Genomic DNA, 20,176 nt, shown 5'->3' with positions numbered 1-20,176 from the left:
CCGCCCCGGCCGACGCCCAGTATGTGGAGGGGAGACGGTGGCGATGATCAACGTATTTCAACCAAGTCTCGGGGTCGACGAGGCCGAGGCAGTGGCCAGTGTCTTCACCAGCAACTGGCTGGGGCACGGACAACGAACTCAGGAGTTCGAGTCCGCTTTCGGGGAGCACCTGGGAGTGGGGGCCGAGCATCTGATGTTCATCTCCAGTGCCACCGCCGGACTGTTCCTGGCAGCGCGGTTGCTCGATCTGGGGCCTGGAGACGATGTCGTCATGCCCACGATCAGCTTCGTTTCCGCGGCCAACGCGGTGGCCGACTCGGGGGCCCGGCCGGTGTTCTGTGATGTGGATCCCCACAGCCTCAACCCCCGGGTTGCAGACGTCGAACAGGCGCTCACACCACGGACCAGGGCCGTGTTCCTGCTGCACTATGGCGGCCATCCGGGCGAGGTGGCCGCCATAGCGCAGTTGTGCCGGGATCGGGGGGTGTCGTTGGTGGAGGACGCCGCCTGTGCGGTGGCTTCCCGGTCGGGAGGGCAGGCCTGCGGCACATTCGGCGACATCGCGATGTGGAGCTTCGATTCGATGAAGACCCTGGTCACCGGGGACGGGGGAATGCTCTACGTGCGAGATGCCGCAATGGCGGAGCGGGCACGTTACGTCGCCTACCACGGGCTGCGCCGCGGAAGCGGATTCTCCAGCGCGCGGGTTTCTGGTCGGTGGTGGGAGCTGGACGTTACCGAGTTCGGTTGGCGAGTGCTCGGCAACGACGTCACGGCCGCCATCGGATGTGTGCAGCTGGCCAAGCTACCGAGCAACATTGCCCGGCGTCGGGAGGTGGCACAGGCGTACGACCGGCTGCTCGACGGCATGGCGGGAGTGCGGCTGCCCCCACCGCTGCCGGAGCGGGACGAGAACTCCCACTACTTCTACTGGGTGCAGCTCGACCCTGCCATCCGCGACCAGGTGGCCGCGGACCTGTTGGACAACGACATTTACACCACCTTCCGTTACCCACCCCTGCACAAGGTGCCCGCCTACCAGTCCGGAGGCGAGTTTCCCGACGCCGAGTGGGCGGCCGAAAGCACTCTCTTGCTGCCCATGCACCAGGCATTGACGGACTCCGACGTGCAGCAGGTCTGCACGACGCTCAGCACGTCGGTGACCGGGCGCCAGGCAGGCGATGAGGCTCGAATCTGACCGAACAGTGGGGTCCCTTCCCTGGGGTGCACACGACTCGGAGCTCCCCAAAAATGTGAATGTGATCCCGTGAACGAACGAAAGGAAACCATCATGGTGGAGACTGCCCCCGAACTACCGCCAACGTCCTATAGCCGTGTGCATGCAGAAATATACGACGCGATTCATACGTCCCGGGGACGGGACTGGGCCTACGAAGCTGACGAGATTGCCCGCACCGTTCGCACTATCACTCCGGATGCCGATTCACTCCTTGATGTGGCCTGCGGGACCGGGGCGCACATGGAACGGCTTTCGCAGCACTTCTCCGAAGTGGAAGGGCTGGAGATTTCTCCTGGAATGCGTCGTCTGGCCCAGGAGCGGATTCCGGGGATGCGGGTCCACTCCGGTGACATGAGAAGTTTCGACCTGGGGCGCCGGTACAGTGCTGTCATCTGCATGTGCTACTCGCTGGGATACATGGCCTCGCTGCATGAGCTTGAGTCGGCGGCGGTGTCAATAGGGCGGCATCTGGTTCCCGGTGGTGTTGCCATCCTGGAGCCATGGTGGTTTCCCGAACGCTTTTTGGACGGATACGTCACCGGAGCGACCGTCGAGGAAACCGGTCGTGTCATCAGTCGAACGTCACATTCGGTTCGCGATGGGGAGCACAGTCGAATGACTGTTCGATACACTGTGGCTGACGGGGCTGGGATATCAGAATTTACCGAGTACGAGGTCCACTCGCTGTTTCCTCGTCAGGTCTATGCGGATGCCTTTGCCAAGGCCGGGGTGCACCTGAGTTACAGGGAAGGGGGACCGAACGGGCGGGGCCTGTTCGTCGGAACTCTGGATTGAGATGATTCCGGGAGAATCGGGCCGGCCGGTTCGCGCCTGATCCGCTCTGCGGAGTGGGCGGGAGGACAGGTTCGATTCCCGCATCCGGGCGGGCGGCGAGCATCAGAGTAGGCACGGGAGCCGAGAGTGACGACGAGGGCCGGCCGTTGTCCCGGATTGTGCCGCCCCCGACGTTCCCGAACCGGAGTGCAGATCCCGATCATCCTGCTGGCCGGCGAGTGCGGGACACACCATTCCGACGCCGGCTGGCCGGGCCCCGGCCCGTGGCTATCCCACCGTTCCTGTCCTCCGGTTGGATTGTGTCGACACCGCATCTGCCGCGTCCGAACACCGTGCGGGAGCGGGGCCAAGCCACCGCTGCTGGGCGCGACGGCCCGTGCGCCGGGCCTCGACGTGGACACGGAATAGTAGCCCTGGGTCTACGTATCCGGGACCGCAGGGATCTCCCGGGCGTTCACACTGGCTGCGCGGGGCCGGTCCCAGCGTGCAGAACGACGCCCGCTGCCGCACGCATCGCGGGTTCCCCCGAGCCATAGCGTCTGGGAGGACGGTCCATACTGGCCGATCTGGAGGCACGCTGGCCTGGATCCGATCGTGGTCGTGGCGGGACAGCGGGCGGCCTGCAAACCGACACGGCGACAACGCCACGCCCGCGCTGGCGGGCTGAAGATCAGTGACGGCCAGCAGAGCTGGCTGTGTCGGGGGCGGGTGTCGAACATCGCATCACTGTGGTGTTGTCGGCCCCCAGTGCAGGGCCCGCTCCAGCTCCATCGACCTGTCGTAGTCCGGGAGGGTCCCCGCCGCACGGGCTTCGGCCAGTGTGGGTGCTGCTCGGTCGCGTTGGGAGAGCACGGGCATGATGTCTTCGGGGATTGGCAGTGCAAGGTCAGGGTCGGACGGGGAGATGGCTAGCTCGTTCTCCGCCACGTACTCGGTGGAGAGGATGTAGGACATGACGGTGTCCTCCTCCAGGGCCACGAACAGGTGACCGAGCCCGATCGGGAAGTACACGGCACGCGCTTCGTACTGGTCCAGGACGAGGCTTTCCCAGCGTCCGAATGTGGGGGAGTCAACCCGTAGGTCGACCACGAAGTCCAGGGCTCGGCCCTGCGGGCAGTACACGTACTTCGCGCCTCCAGGCGGGGTAGCGGTGTAGTGCACACCGCGGACCACACCCCGACGGGAGACGCTGTAGCTGGTCTGCGCGACGGCAAACAATCGATGGCCGGTGGCCTCAGTAAACACGCTCTCTTGGAACGGGGAGACGAACATGCCTCGCGTATCGGAAAAGACACGCGAGGTGAAAGCGTACGCCCCGTTAATTCCGAGTTGGTGTGCCTCCATGCCAGGGTTCACCCTTCTCCTGTGTGGATGTCCACGAACAGTCCGGCCTCGGCGGTGTTGACTTGGGCCGCCGCGGAACGACCAATGGCAGGCCCCTGTCCGTGCCGGACTCGTTGCCGGGTGGGGAGGCGGCCGGTGTCGCAGTGGTGCTTGGCGTGTCGGCGTACGGGGACTGCGACGGTTCGGGACTGGGGCCAGAGCGCCGCATTCCGTACCTGACGGCCCGGGGCGAGGAACCAAGTCTGGGCGTATCCACACGTGTGGCGTCGCGCCAGATCGGGTGGTGGCGTACTCGAGGGTCGGATCATCGTGGTCTCCTCCGGTCGGGGCAGCCCGCACCGGTTGGTGCGGGTGCACGGGCGTTGAGGGATGTGTCCGAGCATGTCCGCCACTGGAGCGGGGGGCAACGCCGGAATCGATGGCTTGTCAGGTCGTCTCGGGTGGTCGGTAGCCAACGCTGGCTCCCCGCGGGGCGTTCCTGCTGCGAACGCCCCGACCGGGGAGGGCGGTCACCTGTGCGGCGACCCGACCCAATTGGCGCTCGTCGCCGTGCCGCGGAGCAGGGGCCGGGTGCTTACCGCAGGGTCTCTGGTACGGGAGCGGCGGTGGTCCGGGCGGGCAGGAGTTCCAACAGCATGAAGCGCGCCGTGGTCTGCCCGTCATAGGTGGTGGTCCTGCTCTGAATTTCGCGCAGGTGTAGCCCGGATTCGGCCGCGAGCTCCTGGAGGCGCTCCACGTCGCCATTGGTGTTGAAACCGAGGAACAGGCGCCCGCGTTCGGTCAGATAGCGTGGCCCTTCCTGTAGGTAGCGTCGGTGCGATTCGTAGTCCCGGTCGAAGATGGACCATTCGATGTCCCGGGTGTAGGTGAAGGAGGCGGGGGCGGGGATCGCGCTGGAGTTCCAGAAGATGATGTCGAACCGCTCCTGGGGATCCAGGGCGTCGAACATGTCGCTCTGCCGGGCGTCGACACGGTCGGGGACACCGTGGCGAGCGGCGTTGACCTGGGTGTTTTCCACCGCGGCCGCGCTGACGTCCAGGGCGGTCGTGCGGTGACCATGCGCCAGTGCCGCGTAGACGGCTGTCACTCCCGCGCCGCAGCCCATCTCCAGGAACGAGTCCCCACTGTGGAGGGGGAGCCAGGAGGTGTAGGACTCGGTGGAGCGGGAGTGGAACGGAGCGAAGACCCCGGGAAGCAGTTCCCAGCGCAGCCCGAGTAGCTCGAACTCCTGTGGGCCAGCTGACTCCGTCTCTGCGGCATGGCACTGCGTTTCGCTCAGACCAAGCTCGTAACTGCCGGTGTCTGCCACGGTAGGCTCCTTGCTGTCGCAATCGATTCGAGGTTCTGCTGATCCGGTGTTGCCACCGCGGCGGGACCAGCGTTGCGGAACGGAGGGCTCAGCTCGGCTTCGCGTGCGAAGCCGGAGGCGGCTTCCTCGGCGGTGGCTGCGGCCACGTCCATGACGTACTGTCCGTAGGTGGACTTGGCCTGCTGTTCCCCTAGTCGGTAGCAGCTTTCCGCATCGATGAAGCCCATCCGCAGTGCGACCTCTTCGATGCAGGCAATGCTGACCCCCTGGCGCTGTTCGAGGATCTGCACGAACTCGCTGGCTTGCACCAGGGAATCGTGCGTTCCGGTGTCCAACCAGGCGAAGCCACGGCCGAAGTCCACGAGTCGAGCCTGTTGGCGTTCCAGGTACACGCGGTTCACGTCGGTGATCTCAAGCTCACCACGAGCCGAAGGCCGCAGCCCCTTGGCGATATCCACGACCTCGTTGTCGTAGAAGTAGAGCCCGGTCACGGCGCGATTGGAACGGGGGTTGCGTGGCTTCTCCTCCAGGGAGATCAGCCGGCCGGAGGCGTCGGCCTCACCAACGCCGTAGCGTTCGGGATCGGAGACGGGGTAGCCGAACAGAGTGCAGCCCTGGAGGGTGCGCGCGTGTTGGGTCAGCAGCGAGGACAGGCCCGGACCATGAAAGATGTTGTCCCCCAGAACCAGGGCCACCGAGTCCGCGCCGACGTGATCAGCGCCGATCCGGAAGGCGTCGGCAAGGCCGCGTGGCTCCTCCTGGGTGGCATAGTCGATCTTCAGCCCGATCTGGGATCCGTCTCCGAGGAGGCGCCGAAATCCTGGCAGGTCGTCTGGGGTGGAGATGAGGAGGATGTCCGTGATTCCGCTGAGCATGAGCACGGACAGCGGGTAGTAGATCATCGGTTTGTTGTAGACCGGCAGTAGCTGCTTGGAGACTCCCTTGGTAATCGGGTTGAGTCTCGTTCCGCTTCCACCGGCAAGAATTATTCCTTTCATGGAGTCACCTCCGAAATGTCGCCGGGGCATATTCTGTGTATGGTGCTCTTGTCCTGTAGTGCAGTAGGAGTTTCCGGTGTCCCGGTCGTGCGCGTGGTGACATCGGGCGGGTCTTCGGCCTCTGCGAGTTCGGACTTGACGGACCTGCGCTCCGCACGTGGACGAGGATAGATTCCGGCCTCATGTTCTGGAGCTGTTGGGTGATCAAGCGGAACTGGCTGGAAGTTTTGCATGGAGTTCGGTCGTCGTCAACAGGTGAATCTGAGTTATAGCGGACCTGACACAAAAGATCTCTGTATGTTTTCTGTGTTCGGATGTCGGGTGACAATGGATTTACGTTCTCGGTCGGGGATGCTCGTTGGGTTGGAGCGTTCTCTTCGGGGAAGTCCGATGTTGTCCGAGTTCCATGAGTGCCCCGGGAGAGTTGCCGCTTCCTCTCGGAGAAAGGTTTCGGATTCGGAAACTCGCGGGCGACTGGCCGGAAGAGAGTTTTCGGTTCGGGGGTCGATGGTGCCTGGGCCGCGAGGACGCGTATTCACTCTGGATTCCCGAAGTGCGGGAGTAGAGGAGGTTACACAATGAGGATCTTGGTCACCGGAGGAGCGGGTTTCATCGGATCGCACTATGTGCGGTCTCTCCTCGCCGATGAGTATGTGGGGGTGGAAGGGGCGTACGTCACGGTCCTGGACCGGCTCACCTATGCCGGAAATCGGGCCAACCTGCCGGCAGAAGACACCCGGTTGCAGTTCATCCAGGGTGATGTCTGCGATTCGGGGCTGCTGGCCGAGTTACTCCCCGGCCACGACGCCGTGGTGCATTTCGCTGCGGAGAGTCACGTGGACCGCTCCATCACCGGGGCGGCTGAATTCGTCCGAACCAACGTGCTGGGAACCCAGAACCTGATGGAGGAGGCCCTGCGCAGTGGGGTGGGACGTGTCGTCCACGTCTCCACCGACGAGGTCTATGGCTCGGTGGCGACCGGCGCGTGGGACGAGAACGAGCCCCTGGTGCCCAACTCGCCCTACGCCGCGTCCAAAGCCTCCGCCGATCTCCTCGCACGGGCCTACGCGCGCACGCACGGCCTCGACGTCGTGGTCACCCGCTGTTCCAACAACTATGGCCCCTACCAGCACCCCGAGAAGTTGATTCCCCGCTTCACCACCGATCTGCTCCAGGGGCAGAAGGTGACCCTGTACGGAGACGGCGGCAATGTTCGGGAATGGCTGCACGTCGCCGATCACTGCCGTGCGGTACACCTCGCCCTCACCAAGGGCGTGGCTGGGGAGGTGTACAACGTCGGCGGCGGAAACGAGTTGACCAACATCGAGATCACCGAGCGTCTCCTCGAGCTGTGCGGTGCGGACCGTTCCGCAATCGAGTGGGTAGCCGACCGTCCCGGACACGACCGGCGCTACGCGATCGATGAGAGCAAGATTCGGGCCGAGCTGGGCTACGAGCCGCTCGTCTCCTTCACGGACGGGCTAGCCCAGACCGTCACCTGGTACCGGGACAACCCCGACTGGTGGCGCCCCCTACGTCAGTCGGACCGGTCGTGTGACTGACCGGTAACGGTGGAAAGGAGTGGAGGCTCGATGAGCGTAGGGCACGCACCCGTATCCGGGCACATTCCGGCTACTCGGGAGGTCGTCCCGCGGTGGGAGCGAGAGGGGGCCACGGTAGCGCGACTACAGCGCTCCGTCGACGCGGTGCCCGACCCCGGTGCGGAGGCTGGCGACAGCATCCACACGTGGCTCGCGGAGCGAAGAGAGGCGGGTGGGTTCCGGGTGGAACGGGTACCGTTCCACCAGCTGGAGGGCTGGGGGTTCCATCCGGAGAGCGGGGACCTGGTCCACCGAAGTGGACGATTCTTCAGCGTGCAGGGGCTGCACGTCACCACGGACACGACAGTACCGCCGGAGTGGTCCCAGCCGATCATCAACCAGCCCGAAGTCGGCATCCTGGGGATCCTGGCCAAGGAGTTCGACGGGGTTCTGCACTTCCTCATGCAGGCGAAGATGGAGCCGGGAAACCCCAATCTGGTTCAGTTGTCCCCCACTGTCCAGGCAACGCGAAGCAACTTCACCGGAACGCACGGCGGCCGGGCGGTGCGCTATCTGGACTACTTCGTCGATCCGGGACGCTCCCGGGTCCTGGCCGACGTGTTGCAGTCGGAGCATGGCTCGTGGTTCTACCGCAAGAGCAACCGCAACATGATCGTTGAGGTCGACGCGGACGTCGACGTCCCCGTGTACGAGGATTTCCGCTGGGTCAGCCCGGGGCAACTCGGTGGGCTTCTGCGGCGGGACAATACCGTCAATATGGATGCCCGTACCGTCCTGGCCTGTGCCCCGGCAACCGACCCTGATCCGCGGGCCCTCCACTCTGACGTTGACCTGCTGTCCTGGTTTACCGGGGAACGTTCCCGGCATCAGGTCCACAGCGAGTTGGTCCCCCTCGCGTCCATCCCGGGATGGGTCCGGGAGGAAAATCGGATCCACCATGAGCATGACCGTTATTTCGATGTTGTCGCGGTATCCGTTCTGGCCGGGGCTCGCGAGATCGGCTCCTGGTCCCAGCCGCTGATCCAACCGCGGGGAACGGGTGTCACTGCCTTCCTTACCCGAAAGTTCGACGGGGTGGCCCACCTTCTGGTCCATGCCCGGGTCGAGGGCGGATTCCTCGCCACCGTGGAGCTCGGACCCACCGTGCAGTACACGCCGGACAATTATGCCCACCTGCCCGCGGAGGCTCGGCCTCCCTTCTTGGACCTGGTGCTGTCCGCCGATCCGGCACGCCTCCGCTACCAGGCCGTGCATTCCGAGGAGGGTGGTCGGTTCCTCAACGCCGAGAGTCGCTACCTGGTGATGGATGTGGACGGCACGCAGGTTCCCACCGAGCCGCCGCCGGGATACCGCTGGGTTACACCGGGTCAGCTCAATGCGCTGCTTCGGCACGGCCACTATGTGAATGTTCAGGCGCGGAGCCTCCTGGCGCTGATCAATATGGGGGCCGTGCGGCTGTGACGCGTTATTCCCGGGAGGGGCCGGCGCGGCGTCGACCGGTTGTGGCCGGCCCCGCGGCACGGCATGTGTCGTCCCCGATACCCGGGATCTGTGCCGGCGATGGGCCGCGGCGCTCCGGTTGGTCGATGGCCAGCGTCCCCGTTCCGAAGCTGGGCTGTTGCCCGGGGGATGGTCTGGATGAGTGCTGGGGCCCGGGCCGGCGGCGGTGACATGCCGGCGATGGTGCGGGCACTCTGATGGCACGAGTGGGCCGGTTCGGTCCCGATGCCACCGGTCCGGGAAGCGCCACCGGGCCGGAGATCGAGATTCGTCTGCCCACGCTTCGCCGGGATACGTGGATCGCTCTGTGCGGGGGTACACGACGTCGACAGCAGGCGTCCCACTCGGGATGGTTAGGCTCTGGACGCCACTGGTCTGATTCCCGTGGATGCGGGCGGCAATCGGACCGGCGCGGCCGCTCGACGGTCCGACGTGGATGAGGAGCGGGATCTCGGGGCGGATCGTGAACGTTGCAATGGGGCCTACGGACCGGGCCGATTGCGGGATCAGCGCGGCCAGCAATCCCAGGGACGGGCTGGACATGTCGACGGCGGCAGGAGACGAGCAGGTAAGCCTCCGGTGGTTGCCGGACTTCCCGGTCGAATACCCCTGTACCGGAGGCTTCCTGCGTCCCCGCGGCCTGTCAGAACAGCCCCGCAGTCGGAACTGCACCACCAGCGGGAGAATGGTTCAGCACATCCTTCATCGTGCGGGCGAGGATGGCCGGACCGTTGCAAGTGAGTACCGATTCGGGATGAAACTGAAGAGATGTGAATCTCGGGCCACGTAGCGCGTGCACCTCGCAGGTCTCGGTATCCCGGCTGACCTCGACAGGTCCGGCCTCCGGCCGGAATCCCTCAACTTTGTCCTCGGCGCAGCTGGCGGCGAAGGTGTTGTAGAAGCCGACCCGCTCCGAATGCCCGAACAAGTCGATCTGGTGTTGGACGCCTTGGTTGGGGAGATCTCTGCGGATGAGCTGGAGCGCCAGTTCCCGGCTGAGGATCTGGTGGCTGAGACAGACAGCGAGGAACGGGCGGTCCTCGGCTACCAGGGTCCGTACCGCGGACCGCAGCTTGGCGATCTTGGGGTGGGTGCCGTCCCGGGGGTCACCCGGTCCGGGCCCGAGTAGCACCAGATCACGCCCGGTCAGCAAGCAGGGCTCGTCGAACCGGCGGACCTCCACGGACGGTCCCAGTGATCGGATCTGGTGGGCGAGCATGGCGGTGAAGGTGTCCTCGGCATCGATAACCAGAACGTCCAGACCCTGCAACTCGGGGTCGGCCGGTCCATGTGCGGAGTCCAGCCAGAACCCGGAGATTCGGGAGTTGCGTTCAGTCAGCGCTTCCTGGACCTGGCCGTGCTCGGCAAGACCACGAGGTTGATCGGCCTCCAGCGCGTTGATCAGTCCCGCGGCCTTGGCGTGGGTTTCCGCCACCTCACACTCGGGCTGGGAATGGCGTACCAGAGTGGCTCCGACGCTGATGCGGGTGTGACCCACGGGGTCGATGTCGGCGGTACGGATCAGGATCGCCGAGTCCAGGGTGGGCGTTCCGGAGGGATCCCGACCGATCAGTGTGAGGGCTCCGCTGTAGTGACCCCGCCCCTCGGGCTCATGCCGGGCGATGACCCGGGCGGCGTTTTCCAGGGGGCTTCCGGTCACGGTCGGGGCGAACATGGTCTCCCGCAGGATTTCGCGTGGATCCCGGGAGGTGTCGCCCTCGATGATGTACTCCGTGTGTGCGAGACGGGCCATCTCCTTTAGGCGTGGTCCCACCACGCGCGGCGCCGAATCGCATACCCGGGCCATCATCTTGAGCTCCTCGTCGACGACCATGTAGAGCTCGTCGGCCTCCTTGCCGTCCTGGAGGAAGTCCATGACCTCGTCGAGGTCGGGACCGGAGGGCGGGTAGCGGTAGGTTCCGCTGATGGGGTTCATCACCGCGACCCCATCCCGCAGGCTGACGTGCCGTTCCGGGGTTGCCCCGACGAAGGTGCGTTCGGGGGTGTGCACCACGAATGTCCAATAGGTTCCGGACTCCTGTTCCAGCAGCCGCCGGAACAGAGTGAGGGCGCTCTGCGGTCCGTAGCCATCAATCTGGGCACGGAACGAACGCTTCAACACGAAGTTGGCACCCTCACCCTGGCCGATCTCGGTGCTGATGATCCGGCTCGCGGTGTCGGCATAGGTGGCGTCATCAATGTCGAAACACCCCTGCGAGATCACGATCCCGGTGTCGGGGACCCGGTCCAGCAGGTCCGAACACGGAACCTCCTGCTGTTCCCTGACCTTCAGGGCATACAGCGGAGCTCCGTCGTCCACGTGGGCAAATCCACGCTCTCCGATCTGGCGGTAGGGGACGACCGCAAGGAGGTCGTGCCGTTCCGCTCCTTCGGGGGTATCGGTTTCCGGAAGCGGTAGGTCGGCCAGGCGTTCCGGGGTGCAGACCTCGCCGGAAACGACCTCCACAGCGGTACTGCCCGGCTTGGAGTCCGGCCGATACAGCAGGGCGAAGGAGGGGCTCTCTCCGGACAGCACCCGGTCCAGCAGGTCCGCGGGCCGCAGCGCATGCGTGGGGGTGGTCATACCGTCACCCCCTCGAAAGCGAACGTCGCGGCTTTCCTCCCCCTTTCGAGGGTGGATACCAGATCCTCGGTCAGGGCCACCATCCCGCAGCGCTGCGCCGTATAGTCGAGTGCCAGGCGGTGGTAGCCCGGTGTGAAGTCGGCAATCGCATCAGCGGCGAGAAAAACCTGAATATCGTTGGTGAAGGCTTCCACGGCGGTCATCAGCACCCCCACATGTGCATAGACGCCACAAATGATCATCTGGTCGCGGCCACTGGCGCGCATTCGTTCCAGCAAGTCGGAACGGTGAAAGGCGCTGTAACGCCACTTGGTGAGGATCCAGTCCTGGACGTCCATCCCCAGTTCGTCGATGATTTCTCGGTCTCGAGGATCCACCGTCATGCCCGGGCCCCAGAAGTCCTTCAGTAACCCGCGGTCCTCCGCGGTCATTCCTCCGGGCTGAGCCGTGTACGCGATGGGAACATCGAGCGAGACGCACTGTTCGCGCAGCTGGGCGCAGTGACCCACCAGCGCGTTGCGCAGTTCCGCTGCTTCGCCGAACGGTCGGAGGAAGAAGCGCTGCATGTCGTGGACGAGCAGAACCGCGCGGCCGGGGTCGGGTTGCCAGCCCGCGGTATTGGTGGGAAGGTCGGCCGCTTTCGGCATCGGGTAGGGGGTGATGGGGGGAATACCTGCCATGATGTGTCCTCTGTCGATCCTGATCGGGTGTCCTCTGCTGGCCGTGCGGTGGTATCCAGCGAGAGCCGGACTGCTCCCGGGCCGGTGTCGTTCAGACGCCGAGAGTGGCGCCACCGTCGACGGTGAGGGTGTGCATGGTGATGTGTGCGGCCTCGCTGGAGAGCAGGAAGAGCGCGGCGTCGGCCACATCCTCGGGGCTGCCGAGCCGCCGCAGCGGGATACCGACGCGGTAGGCGTCGGGGTCACCATCGAGGGTGGCCTGCGCCCCCGTGGCCTCGTCCCACATCGAGCGCAGCATCGGGGTGTCGGTGGACCCGGGGGCCACGATGTTGCAGCGAATGCCGTGCGCGGCGAGCTCCAACCCCATGCACTTGGTGAACATCACGGCGGCCGCTTTCGACGCCGAGTAGGCGGCCATGTCCGCACGTGCCGTTCCCGCAGCATTGGAGGCGACGGTGACGATGGATCCCTGGGCGCGGGGCACCATCCGCTGTGCGACTGCCCGGGACATGGTGAAGACCCCGGCCGCGTTGACCGCCATGCTTTCTTCCCACTGCTCGTCAGTGAGCTGCACGGCAGGTGCGAGTCGAAGAACCCCGGCCGCGTTCACCAGGTAGTCCAGCGGTCCCAACTGGTCCTCCGCGCTGGCTACCGCGGTCTGGGCTTCGTTGGCGGATCGAACGTCGGCCTCGATTGGGACAACACGGATCCCCTCGACTGCGAGTTTTGCCGTGGTTCGCTGGAGCGCGGCAGCATCGCGGTCCACGGCGGCCACCGAGGCTCCGCGTTCCCCCAGGGCTCGAGCCACAGCCGCTCCGATTCCACTTGCGGCCCCGGTGACCAGTGCGGTCTTGTCTTCCATGGTGACATCCTCCTTGGACGGTGATCGGCGACGGCGGCTGATAGCAGCCCCGTCAAGCCGTCCACGCGGAGGCCACGGCGGTGGCCTGGTCGGGATTGAGCCTGGGGTCGCAGAAACTCGTGTACTTTCCGGGAACCTCGGAAACGTGGAAGCGGTTCGGTACGCATTCCGTGACCTGGTCCGGTGTGGTCTCCAGATGCAGACCGCCCGCCGCGCCTCCCATTGCCTGAACCGCGGCCTGGAACTCCTGGACCTCGCGGATGATCGTTTCGACATAGCGGGTCTTGAGGCCGGACGGGGTGGACACGGTGTTGCCGTGCATGGGGTCGCTGAGCCACACAACCGGATGGCCTGCGGTGCGGACGCGATCCACCAGCAGGGGAAGGCGATCCTGTGTGGTTCCGGCGCCCATGCGGGCGATCAGAGTGAGCCGTCCCGGTACCCGGTCGGGGTCGAGTCGTTCGCACAGGGTGAGCAGTTCATCCGTGTCGATGGCCGGACCAATCTTGCAGGCCACGGGGTTGGCAATGTCGGCCAGGAGGGCGACATGCGCTCCAGCGGGGTCGCGGGTACGTTCTCCGAGCCAGGGCCAGTGGGTGGAGGCGAGGAATATTCTCCCGTCGGGAGCGTGCCGGAGCATCGGGGTCTCGTAGTCCAGCAGCAGCGCCTCATGGCTAGTCCAGATGGGTGCGCCGTCCCGCGGTCCGGTGGTCTCGTCGCACCATCCCAGATGGCGCATCACCTCTCGTGCCGCGGTGTAACCCGTGAGGATGCGCGCGGGGTCAGGGATGCGCAGCTCCGGGTCGGGCTCGGGACTGTTGACCATGTGACCGCGGTAGGAAGGAAGTTCGCGCCCCTCGACCAGTTCCACGGGACTGGACCGTGGCTTGGCGTACTGACCCGCGATCCGGGCTGCTCGGATTACGGGTTTGCGGGTGGTCATACGGACGCGTCCAGCGAGCATCTCCAGCAGTCCGGATTTCCGTGCCACATCCTCGGAGCCGCATTCGGCCGGATCCTCCGAGCAGTCGCCCGCCATCACGATCCGCGCCTCTCCGGTAGCAACTTGGGCGAGGAGGGCGTGTAACCGGTCGGTTCCGTTGGCCTGCACTAGCCCCGGCCGTCCGGCCAGTTCCCGGTGCACGGTGGGCAGGTACGGATGATCTCGCCATCCGGGTTGCTGTGGGATCGGTCTGGAAGGGGTTTCCAGTGTGTCGGTGTCCACGGGCTCCTCCACGTATCTTCAACCGCGAGAACAGAAAGCGGCGGTCTTCGTCTGCGGGCCCGTCCGGCACCGCGGACGGATGTTCATCGTGGACGTGTGTGTGGACACAGAGCTACGGGGTGTGGAGGACTTCGTCAGGTGCGGAGGTCGGGGGCGCCGGGGTGGCAGGGGGCTTCTCGATATTCTCGGAGAGTTCGGCAATGGCGTGTGCGGCGGATACGAGTGCGACGTGTCGATACCAGCCGTTGCAGGACCGCCCGGAGAAGTCACGGAGTCCCACCCGGTCCCCGATCTCGGACGCGGATCGGTCAACGCGCTCGGCGAGTCCGCTGTAGCGCGATATGCCCGTCACGGCCTGTTCTGGAGACAGGGTGGTCAGCCGGATTCGGTCCGGCCAGTGTCGTCCTTGGGATCCGGACCCCACGAGGACGAACCCCGAACCGCGGCCCGGGCCGGTCCGGAACGATTCTCCGGGTGGACTCACCCGCACCGGGGCCGCCAATTCCACGGTGCGGGAGGAGCGGCTTGGGAGCCTCCGGCCGGTCACCGGTCGCCGAAGGGCCTGTGCGGCTCGCATGATCTGCCTCGCCGGAAGCACCCTGTTCTGGTGCCCGACGAGGGACGTGTCCGCCACCGCCAGTTCCGTCTCGCCACCGATGCGTGCCAAGGAGGGGAGCCCCGCAGCACGTAGGCGGCGCAGCGCGGGTACCGGATCCCAGCCGTCGAGTTCGAGGAGGAGGGGAGCGGGAGGTAGGCCCCACGCCTCCAGCACCTCCAGCAGCGCGTCAGCGGCGCAGTCGGCTGGGGTCGGTCCGGTGGCTCTGTGTGGGCCGGTTTGCGGATCCACGGGCAGGTGCAGGCGCCAGCTCACCGGAAAACACCCACGTGCGGCGACCAGCCACACGCCCACAGCTAGTTGGGCGTTAACGACCCTGCCGTCGGTGCCGCAGAACTGTCCGACTCCCGCCGAGTACTGTCCGGTCTTGGGAATGAGTACGGGCCGTGCCACCCACGCCTGGGGTGGATGCTCCCGTACCAGATAGCCCGCGAGGGCCCGTTGGACAGCACGGGGCTCCCATGTGGAACTACAGATGAAGTGGTGCAGGCTCTGTCCGGTTCCGGTTCCGCCGATGAGGGCCGCCATGTTCCGGATCGACTTTCGTCCGGGAGTGGCAAGTAGTCCCCGGAGGTAGTTCATTCCTTTCCGTCGTTGATCGCTTCGCGGGAGCGATGCGAACAGGTCTCTGGTGACTTCCTGAAACACCTTCTCATTTCCTAGGGATCCAGGAGGTGACGGTGCGGAGTTCGGGAGGCGCACCGAGGATCGCGTCTTCGGCATTGCTCGACGCGGGAAGGGAGATCGGCTCTTCTTGTGCTTGGTGTCTATACTCATGGGGGAGCTCCGTTTCGATATCGCTCCGCAGTACATAATTGAATGGGGCTGGATCCGTTTTTCCAAGATCTCGATGAGAACAATAGGGGGTTTCGGTGGCCCTGATAAATGGCAATATGGGGACAATTCATTGCGAAGTGGGAGGTAGTCATCCTTCGGATGGGCTGTGTGTGGCAGGGACACGCCCAGTGGTTCCGCCCGTGGTGGTATGAAAACGCTGCGTGGTCAAGCTGGGGTGCGAGTAGCCTCAGCTCCCGGTTCGGAACCCCGGGTGGTCGTTTCGGCGCAATCCGGGCTGCGTTGTGGACCGCTGGCTAGCGTCGTTCGCGGAAGCGACTACTGGATGGCGGAGGTGGTGGCGCTGGCGGAGCCAATCTCTTCGTGCCCCTGGCCCTGGCGCACACGCGAAAACCATCCCGCCACGTGGACACGGGACGGGCAGTCGAGTTTGCGCATGACCTTGCGGAGGTGGTTGATGGCGGTCCACTCGGCCACGTTCAGCCGACGGGCGATCTCCCGATTGGTCAGCCCCTCCGCGACCAGCTCTGCCACTTGGAACTCGCGTTCGGTCAGTGGGTTGGGGGGAGCGTGTTCGCGTGGTGTGGCCACGGCCTGGATCGGGGCCAGCGCCTCCGTCACCGCCGCTTCCAGGTCCAGGGCTCGACCGACGGCCCACGACTTCTCGTACTCCTGCTCCCCGAGCCGGGATCGTGCCTGCGCCGAGGCGTCCTCGACGGCGGCAGCGAGCGGTGCCGGCGCCCTGCACCCCGTGTCGATCCGCATCGCCGCGGCTGCGCTCATTACCCGGACCGCGCGGCGCCAGTGCTCGTCCCCCTGTCCCGGGCACCGGGTCCACAGTACGGCGAGGCGTTCGATGGCAACGGCGCTGGCGGCTCGGTCACCGAGTTCGCGTAGGCGGCTGAGGGCACTGCGGTGATGGCTTTGAGCCGTCTCCGCCATGCCCTCCGCGAAGCGGGCATCCGCGAGTACACATTCTGCCAGCGCGGCGTTGCGGGTGTCGCGGAGCCGTTCGGCACTGTGCAGTGCCCTTTTGGCTGCGTCCGCCGCGGAGTGATGGTCCCCGCGTACCAGGCGGCACTCGGCCAGCTCTCGCAGTGTGATCGAGTGCTCTCGTGCTGACTCGGAAACGTCCAGGGCGTTGAGGGCTGATTCGAGGAGGGTTTCCGCTTCTGGGGTGTCGCCCCGGTGGAAGGCGAGGGCCCCCAGCCGTCTGGTGCCGGAGGCCTCCCCCGATGATCCGTCCCCGAGGGTGAGATTCTCCCGGCGTGCGCGGAGCAGCCGCTCTTCGGCCTGCTGATGCTCACCCATCCACATCAACAACTCTCCGAGCGCGGTCTCGCCCTCAACCCCGATCGAACGCGGCAGGTTTCCGACATCGAGAACCTCCGTCAGCAGGTCCACGGCCTTGCGCAGCCCGCCGTATCCCCGCCAGTACAGGCCGAATGCTGAGGCCATACGCACGGCCCCCGTGTGGTCGCCGCTGTCGAGGAGGAAGAACATCGCTGCCTCCACGTCCGAGAACCATCTGCGGAACGGGAATGCGCGGGAGTCCGAATGTGACCCGGATCCGGAGTTGCGCACCTCTTCGGCGCGGGTGAGGAAGTAGTCGGCGTGCGCGTGGAGGATCTGGGTGAGGAGTCCGCTCTGTCTCAGCCACTCCACGATGTACTGTCTCGTGAGCCCGGGAAGGACGAAGATGATCCCACTGTCCGTATCCCGCTCGGTCTGTAGCAGGCTCGTGTCCACGAGTCGTTCCAGCCGGCGCTGCGTCTCGTGTGTGGACATCCCCGTCACTGACTGTGCGGTCGGAGCGTCAACACCGCTGCGGAAGACCGCGATATGGCTGAGTAGTTCCTGTTCTTCGTGTCGCAGTCGAGTGAGCGACCAGGCGATTGCGGCCCGCATGCTGGTGTGCCGGGACAGGGTTTCGCCGCCGTTCCCGGAGAGGATGTCCAGGTCCCCCGCCAGCCCGTCGAGGACGTCCTGAGGAGAGCTGAGTTTCATCCGTGCTGCGGCCAGCTCGATTGCCAACGGTATTCCGTCGGTCCGTGCACACAATCGCGCCACCGCCTCCCTGTTGTCCGCGGTGAGGCCGAACCCGGGGCACACTGCCTGTGCGCGCCGGACAAAGAGCCGAACTGAGGGAAACTCGTGTAGCCGTGCAGTATCGGCCCCGTCCGCACGCTCGGGCACGGGCAGGGGTGCCAAGCGTACGACGTCCTCCCCGTAGATCCCCAGTGGCTCCGGCGCAGCCAGGAGAACGGTGAGCTCGGGGCGGTCCGCGAGGAGCCCGGTCAGTACGGAGGGCAGGACGTCCAGTGCGTCCCCACAACCGTCCAGGACCAAAAGAGATCTGTGCTGGGCACGTTCGGGTGTGGTCGCCGGGGGAAGCGCCCGTTCGAGCTCCGCCCGCAGTTCCGTATCGGTCCGCGGTCCATTCAGCTCGACGGAGCGGCAGTATCCGGTGAGTATGTCGGATACGTCTGGGAAGATCGCCGCCGCGACCCGGCTCTTGCCCACCCCCACCGGTCCGATGACGGTAAGCATGCGCACCGAGGGGTCGAGGATCATCTCCCGGATATGACGAACGTCCTCCTCGCGTCCGATCATGGACGTGGAGAAATGGCTCCACGGGGTCTTGTTATTTTCTGGGTCGGGGGATTCCTTGTCTATTTCTTCTTGAGCATCCAGCTTCATTGGTGTTCCTTTAGGTTGGTAATCGATTGTTGGCGTCCGAATGATTTCGGTCAAAGGAAGGGAGTGTTCGAGGTCTTTCGGGTGGTGAGTGTGGAATCCGAATAGCCTTCCTCTGTTTTGTTTAACAGTAGTAGGGGGCAAGTGTTGGGGCAATGTGACGAGATCATGAACTGGGAATGTGTCCATGAGGCTCTTCGTGTAGGGGATTTCATTCCGTCGTCTGGCACGTCACTGTGTGCGACCTGGGAATCCTGCCGCCTCGAGGGACGGTCCCAGCACGAAGGGGGGAGGTGACAAACCATTGCCATGTCCCTGCTGTCTGCCCGGAGCGGCAATCACAATCTGTTGCTATGCGATCTGCCTACATAGAAGAGCTTGGACCCAGCGACATCATCCGCCACGGCGAACTCCCCGAACCACGACCCGGCCCCACCGACGTCCTGGTCGACGTGGAGATCGCCGCCGTCAACCACGTCGACACCTTCGTGCGTTCCGGTGCCTGGCGCACCCCCGTCCCGTTCCCGTTTGTGGTGGGACGCGACCTGGTGGGAACCGTGGCCGCGACAGGGCCCGGCGTCCCTGATTTCGCCGACGGGGACCGGGTCTGGTGCCTGAGCATGGGCCATGCGGGACGCCAGGGTGTGGCGGCCGAACGCGCGGTCGTTCCCGCTGACCGCCTCTACCATCTGCCGGAGGGTGTGGACGCCGTCGACGCGGCGGCAATGGCTCACCCGGGAGCTACTGCGTATCTGGCGCTGTTCACCCACGGGCGAATGCGCCCGGGAGAGACAGTCGTCGTGATCGGAGCCGCCGGCAATGTGGGAAGTGCCGCGGTAACGCTCGCCGTCAACGCCGGGGCGCGCGTTATCGCCGTGGCAGCGGCCCGCGACACCGAGTACTGCCGGAGCCTCGGGGCGGACGTGGTCATCGACTACCGGACGCCCGACGTTCACCGCCGGATCCGGGACACTGTCCCCGCAGGCGCCGACCTCTATATCGACGCGGCCGGCCGTAACGACCTGGAGGACTCGTTGGAGGTGTTGACCTCCCGCGGCCGTCTCGTCCTTCTGGCCGGGATGAACACCCGAGCGGTCCTCCCGGTGGGGGCGCTCTACCTCGCCGATCGCTCCATCGTCGGGTTTGCGATCTCCAAGGCCACCATCACTGAGCTGGCGGAGGCGGCCGGGCATGTGGGACGTCTCGTTGCAGCCGGAAAACTGCGTCCGCGCCAGCGCGAGCTTCTACCGCTGAGTGCGGCGGCCACCGCACACCGCGACCTGGAGTCCGGAAACGGGGCCGGCCGGCGGTTCCTTCTCCAGGTGCGTCCCGATTGAGCGGTCGAAACCGCCGGGACTTGACCAACCCTTCCCCGAATCGTGGCGGCCATGTTCGCGCCGCTGCCAGGATCACCGCCATGACTACTTCCATCATTGACGAATCGCCCCTGTTCGAGCTCGAAGCCCGAACCCCGGTGGCGGCCTCCCCCACTGATGTCTACGCCGTCGTCAGCGACCTTCCCCGAAGCTCCGAGTGGAGCCCCGAGTGCCGCGGCGGAGTGTGGATTTCCGGAGAGCCGGCTGCCGTGGGCTCGGTGTTCCGCGGGGAGAACCTCCGCTCCGAGGACGTCGTCGGCTGGGCGCCGCTCGTTCGCGGTGTCTGGCACACCGAGGCCCGCGTCACCGTCGCCGATCCGGGACGCAGCTTCCGCTGGATGATGCTGTCGCATGCCGGCGAGGACCAGGAGAGCATCTGGGGCTTTGACATCGAACCCGCTGACCAGGGGTCCATCCTCGTCCACCACTTCCGGATGGGCCGGGCCACCGCAGGGATCCACAAGATCGTGGCGGAGCTGGACGAGACCGACCGCAAACGTTTTATCGCCGACTGGACCGCCAAGCTCGAACAGGATCTCGACGCCACCCTGGCTCGGATCAAGGGTGTGATCGAAGGAGGTTGACGCCTCCGC

16 protein-coding genes are annotated in these 20,176 nt (G+C 65.5%); 6 read left to right on the top strand and 10 right to left on the bottom strand.

The window, feature by feature from the left end; translation table 11 throughout:
• Positions 1-43: 43 nt before the first annotated feature.
• Together RIF23_RS10780 and RIF23_RS10775 are read left to right on the top strand one after the other, a co-directional pair.
• The gene (locus RIF23_RS10780; RefSeq protein ID WP_310912338.1) at positions 44-1,198 is read left to right on the top strand and encodes a DegT/DnrJ/EryC1/StrS family aminotransferase; all 1,155 of its coding nucleotides are present in this window, start codon (positions 44-46) and stop codon (positions 1,196-1,198) included.
• Between the two features lie 69 nt (positions 1,199-1,267).
• A complete protein-coding gene (locus RIF23_RS10775; RefSeq protein WP_310912337.1) occupies positions 1,268-2,035 on the top strand; it encodes a class I SAM-dependent DNA methyltransferase in 768 nt (255 codons plus the stop codon).
• A 723-nt stretch (positions 2,036-2,758) separates the two neighbouring features.
• Here the strand turns inward: RIF23_RS10775 and RIF23_RS10770 are convergent.
• The 4 genes from RIF23_RS10770 to rfbA all read right to left on the bottom strand — a co-directional run bounded on the left by RIF23_RS10770 (position 2,759) and on the right by rfbA (position 5,686).
• Entirely contained in the window at positions 2,759-3,379 is a 621-nt protein-coding gene (locus RIF23_RS10770; RefSeq protein ID WP_310912336.1) for a dTDP-4-dehydrorhamnose 3,5-epimerase family protein, read from the bottom strand.
• 8 nt (positions 3,380-3,387) lie between these two features.
• A complete protein-coding gene (locus RIF23_RS10765) occupies positions 3,388-3,687 on the bottom strand; it encodes a hypothetical protein (RefSeq protein WP_310912335.1) in 300 nt (99 codons plus the stop codon).
• Positions 3,688-3,953: 266 nt separating this feature from the next.
• On the bottom strand, positions 3,954-4,688 hold the full coding sequence (locus RIF23_RS10760) for a methyltransferase domain-containing protein (protein WP_310912334.1): 735 nt from the start codon (positions 4,686-4,688) through the stop codon (positions 3,954-3,956).
• Positions 4,655-5,686 carry a glucose-1-phosphate thymidylyltransferase RfbA gene (rfbA, locus tag RIF23_RS10755; RefSeq protein ID WP_310912333.1) on the bottom strand — a complete coding sequence of 344 codons (1,032 nt, stop codon included), beginning with the start codon at positions 5,684-5,686 and terminating at the stop codon, positions 4,655-4,657. Before rfbA ends, RIF23_RS10760 begins: the two co-directional genes overlap by 34 nt.
• 578 nt (positions 5,687-6,264) lie before the next feature.
• Here rfbA and rfbB point away from each other — a divergent pair.
• The gene (gene rfbB / locus RIF23_RS10750) at positions 6,265-7,248 is read left to right on the top strand and encodes a dTDP-glucose 4,6-dehydratase (protein WP_310912332.1); all 984 of its coding nucleotides are present in this window, start codon (positions 6,265-6,267) and stop codon (positions 7,246-7,248) included.
• 30 nt (positions 7,249-7,278) lie between these two features.
• On the top strand, positions 7,279-8,709 hold the full coding sequence (locus RIF23_RS10745; protein ID WP_310912331.1) for an NDP-hexose 2,3-dehydratase family protein: 1,431 nt from the start codon (positions 7,279-7,281) through the stop codon (positions 8,707-8,709).
• A gap of 682 nt (positions 8,710-9,391) precedes the next feature.
• Here RIF23_RS10745 and RIF23_RS10740 read toward each other — a convergent pair.
• From RIF23_RS10740 to RIF23_RS10715, 6 genes are all read right to left on the bottom strand, one after another.
• Entirely contained in the window at positions 9,392-11,332 is a 1,941-nt protein-coding gene (locus RIF23_RS10740; RefSeq protein WP_310912330.1) for an anthranilate synthase family protein, read from the bottom strand.
• Positions 11,329-12,012 (bottom strand): isochorismatase family protein, encoded by a 684-nt coding sequence (locus RIF23_RS10735; protein ID WP_310912329.1) that lies wholly within the window; start codon positions 12,010-12,012, stop codon positions 11,329-11,331. The genes RIF23_RS10740 and RIF23_RS10735 overlap by 4 nt, the downstream gene beginning before the upstream one ends.
• Positions 12,013-12,103: 91 nt before the next feature.
• The gene (locus RIF23_RS10730; RefSeq protein WP_310912328.1) at positions 12,104-12,874 is read right to left on the bottom strand and encodes a 2,3-dihydro-2,3-dihydroxybenzoate dehydrogenase; all 771 of its coding nucleotides are present in this window, start codon (positions 12,872-12,874) and stop codon (positions 12,104-12,106) included.
• A gap of 52 nt (positions 12,875-12,926) precedes the next feature.
• Positions 12,927-14,099, bottom strand: coding sequence for a 3-deoxy-7-phosphoheptulonate synthase (locus RIF23_RS10725; protein ID WP_310912327.1), 1,173 nt, complete (start codon positions 14,097-14,099; stop codon positions 12,927-12,929).
• 112 nt (positions 14,100-14,211) lie between these two features.
• On the bottom strand, positions 14,212-15,438 hold the full coding sequence (locus RIF23_RS10720; RefSeq protein ID WP_310912397.1) for an IS701 family transposase: 1,227 nt from the start codon (positions 15,436-15,438) through the stop codon (positions 14,212-14,214).
• A 390-nt stretch (positions 15,439-15,828) separates the two neighbouring features.
• Entirely contained in the window at positions 15,829-18,210 is a 2,382-nt protein-coding gene (locus RIF23_RS10715) for an ATP-binding protein (protein ID WP_310912326.1), read from the bottom strand.
• 350 nt (positions 18,211-18,560) lie between these two features.
• Between RIF23_RS10715 and RIF23_RS10710 the strand changes: the two genes are divergently transcribed.
• Positions 18,561-19,544, top strand: a complete 984-nt coding sequence (locus RIF23_RS10710; RefSeq protein ID WP_310912325.1) for an NADPH:quinone reductase — start codon at positions 18,561-18,563, stop codon at positions 19,542-19,544.
• A gap of 80 nt (positions 19,545-19,624) precedes the next feature.
• Complete coding sequence (locus RIF23_RS10705; protein ID WP_310912324.1) at positions 19,625-20,167, top strand: SRPBCC family protein; 543 nt, start codon at positions 19,625-19,627, stop codon at positions 20,165-20,167.
• The last annotated feature ends 9 nt before the right edge of the window (positions 20,168-20,176 follow it).

Source organism: Lipingzhangella rawalii, from assembly GCF_031628175.1.
GTDB classification, from domain to species: domain Bacteria; phylum Actinomycetota; class Actinomycetes; order Streptosporangiales; family Streptosporangiaceae; genus Lipingzhangella_A; species Lipingzhangella_A rawalii.
The sequence above is the reverse complement of the archived record's forward strand: the minus strand, read 5'-3'. Positions and strand labels throughout refer to the sequence as shown.

Bases quoted from the DNA above. Each gene is read 5' to 3' on its own strand.
- RIF23_RS10780 (WP_310912338.1), top strand. From the start codon at position 44: ATGATCAACGTATTTCAACCAAGTCTCGGGGTCGACGAGGCCGAGGCA.
- RIF23_RS10770 (WP_310912336.1), bottom strand. From the start codon at position 3,379: ATGGAGGCACACCAACTCGGAATTAACGGGGCGTACGCTTTCACCTCG.
- RIF23_RS10765 (WP_310912335.1), bottom strand. From the start codon at position 3,687: ATGATCCGACCCTCGAGTACGCCACCACCCGATCTGGCGCGACGCCAC.
- rfbA (WP_310912333.1), bottom strand. From the start codon at position 5,686: ATGAAAGGAATAATTCTTGCCGGTGGAAGCGGAACGAGACTCAACCCG.
- rfbB (WP_310912332.1), top strand. From the start codon at position 6,265: ATGAGGATCTTGGTCACCGGAGGAGCGGGTTTCATCGGATCGCACTAT.
- RIF23_RS10745 (WP_310912331.1), top strand. From the start codon at position 7,279: ATGAGCGTAGGGCACGCACCCGTATCCGGGCACATTCCGGCTACTCGG.
- RIF23_RS10740 (WP_310912330.1), bottom strand. From the start codon at position 11,332: ATGACCACCCCCACGCATGCGCTGCGGCCCGCGGACCTGCTGGACCGG.
- RIF23_RS10735 (WP_310912329.1), bottom strand. From the start codon at position 12,012: ATGGCAGGTATTCCCCCCATCACCCCCTACCCGATGCCGAAAGCGGCC.
- RIF23_RS10730 (WP_310912328.1), bottom strand. From the start codon at position 12,874: ATGGAAGACAAGACCGCACTGGTCACCGGGGCCGCAAGTGGAATCGGA.
- RIF23_RS10720 (WP_310912397.1), bottom strand. From the start codon at position 15,438: ATGCCGAAGACGCGATCCTCGGTGCGCCTCCCGAACTCCGCACCGTCA.
- RIF23_RS10715 (WP_310912326.1), bottom strand. From the start codon at position 18,210: ATGAAGCTGGATGCTCAAGAAGAAATAGACAAGGAATCCCCCGACCCA.
- RIF23_RS10710 (WP_310912325.1), top strand. From the start codon at position 18,561: ATGCGATCTGCCTACATAGAAGAGCTTGGACCCAGCGACATCATCCGC.
- RIF23_RS10705 (WP_310912324.1), top strand. From the start codon at position 19,625: ATGACTACTTCCATCATTGACGAATCGCCCCTGTTCGAGCTCGAAGCC.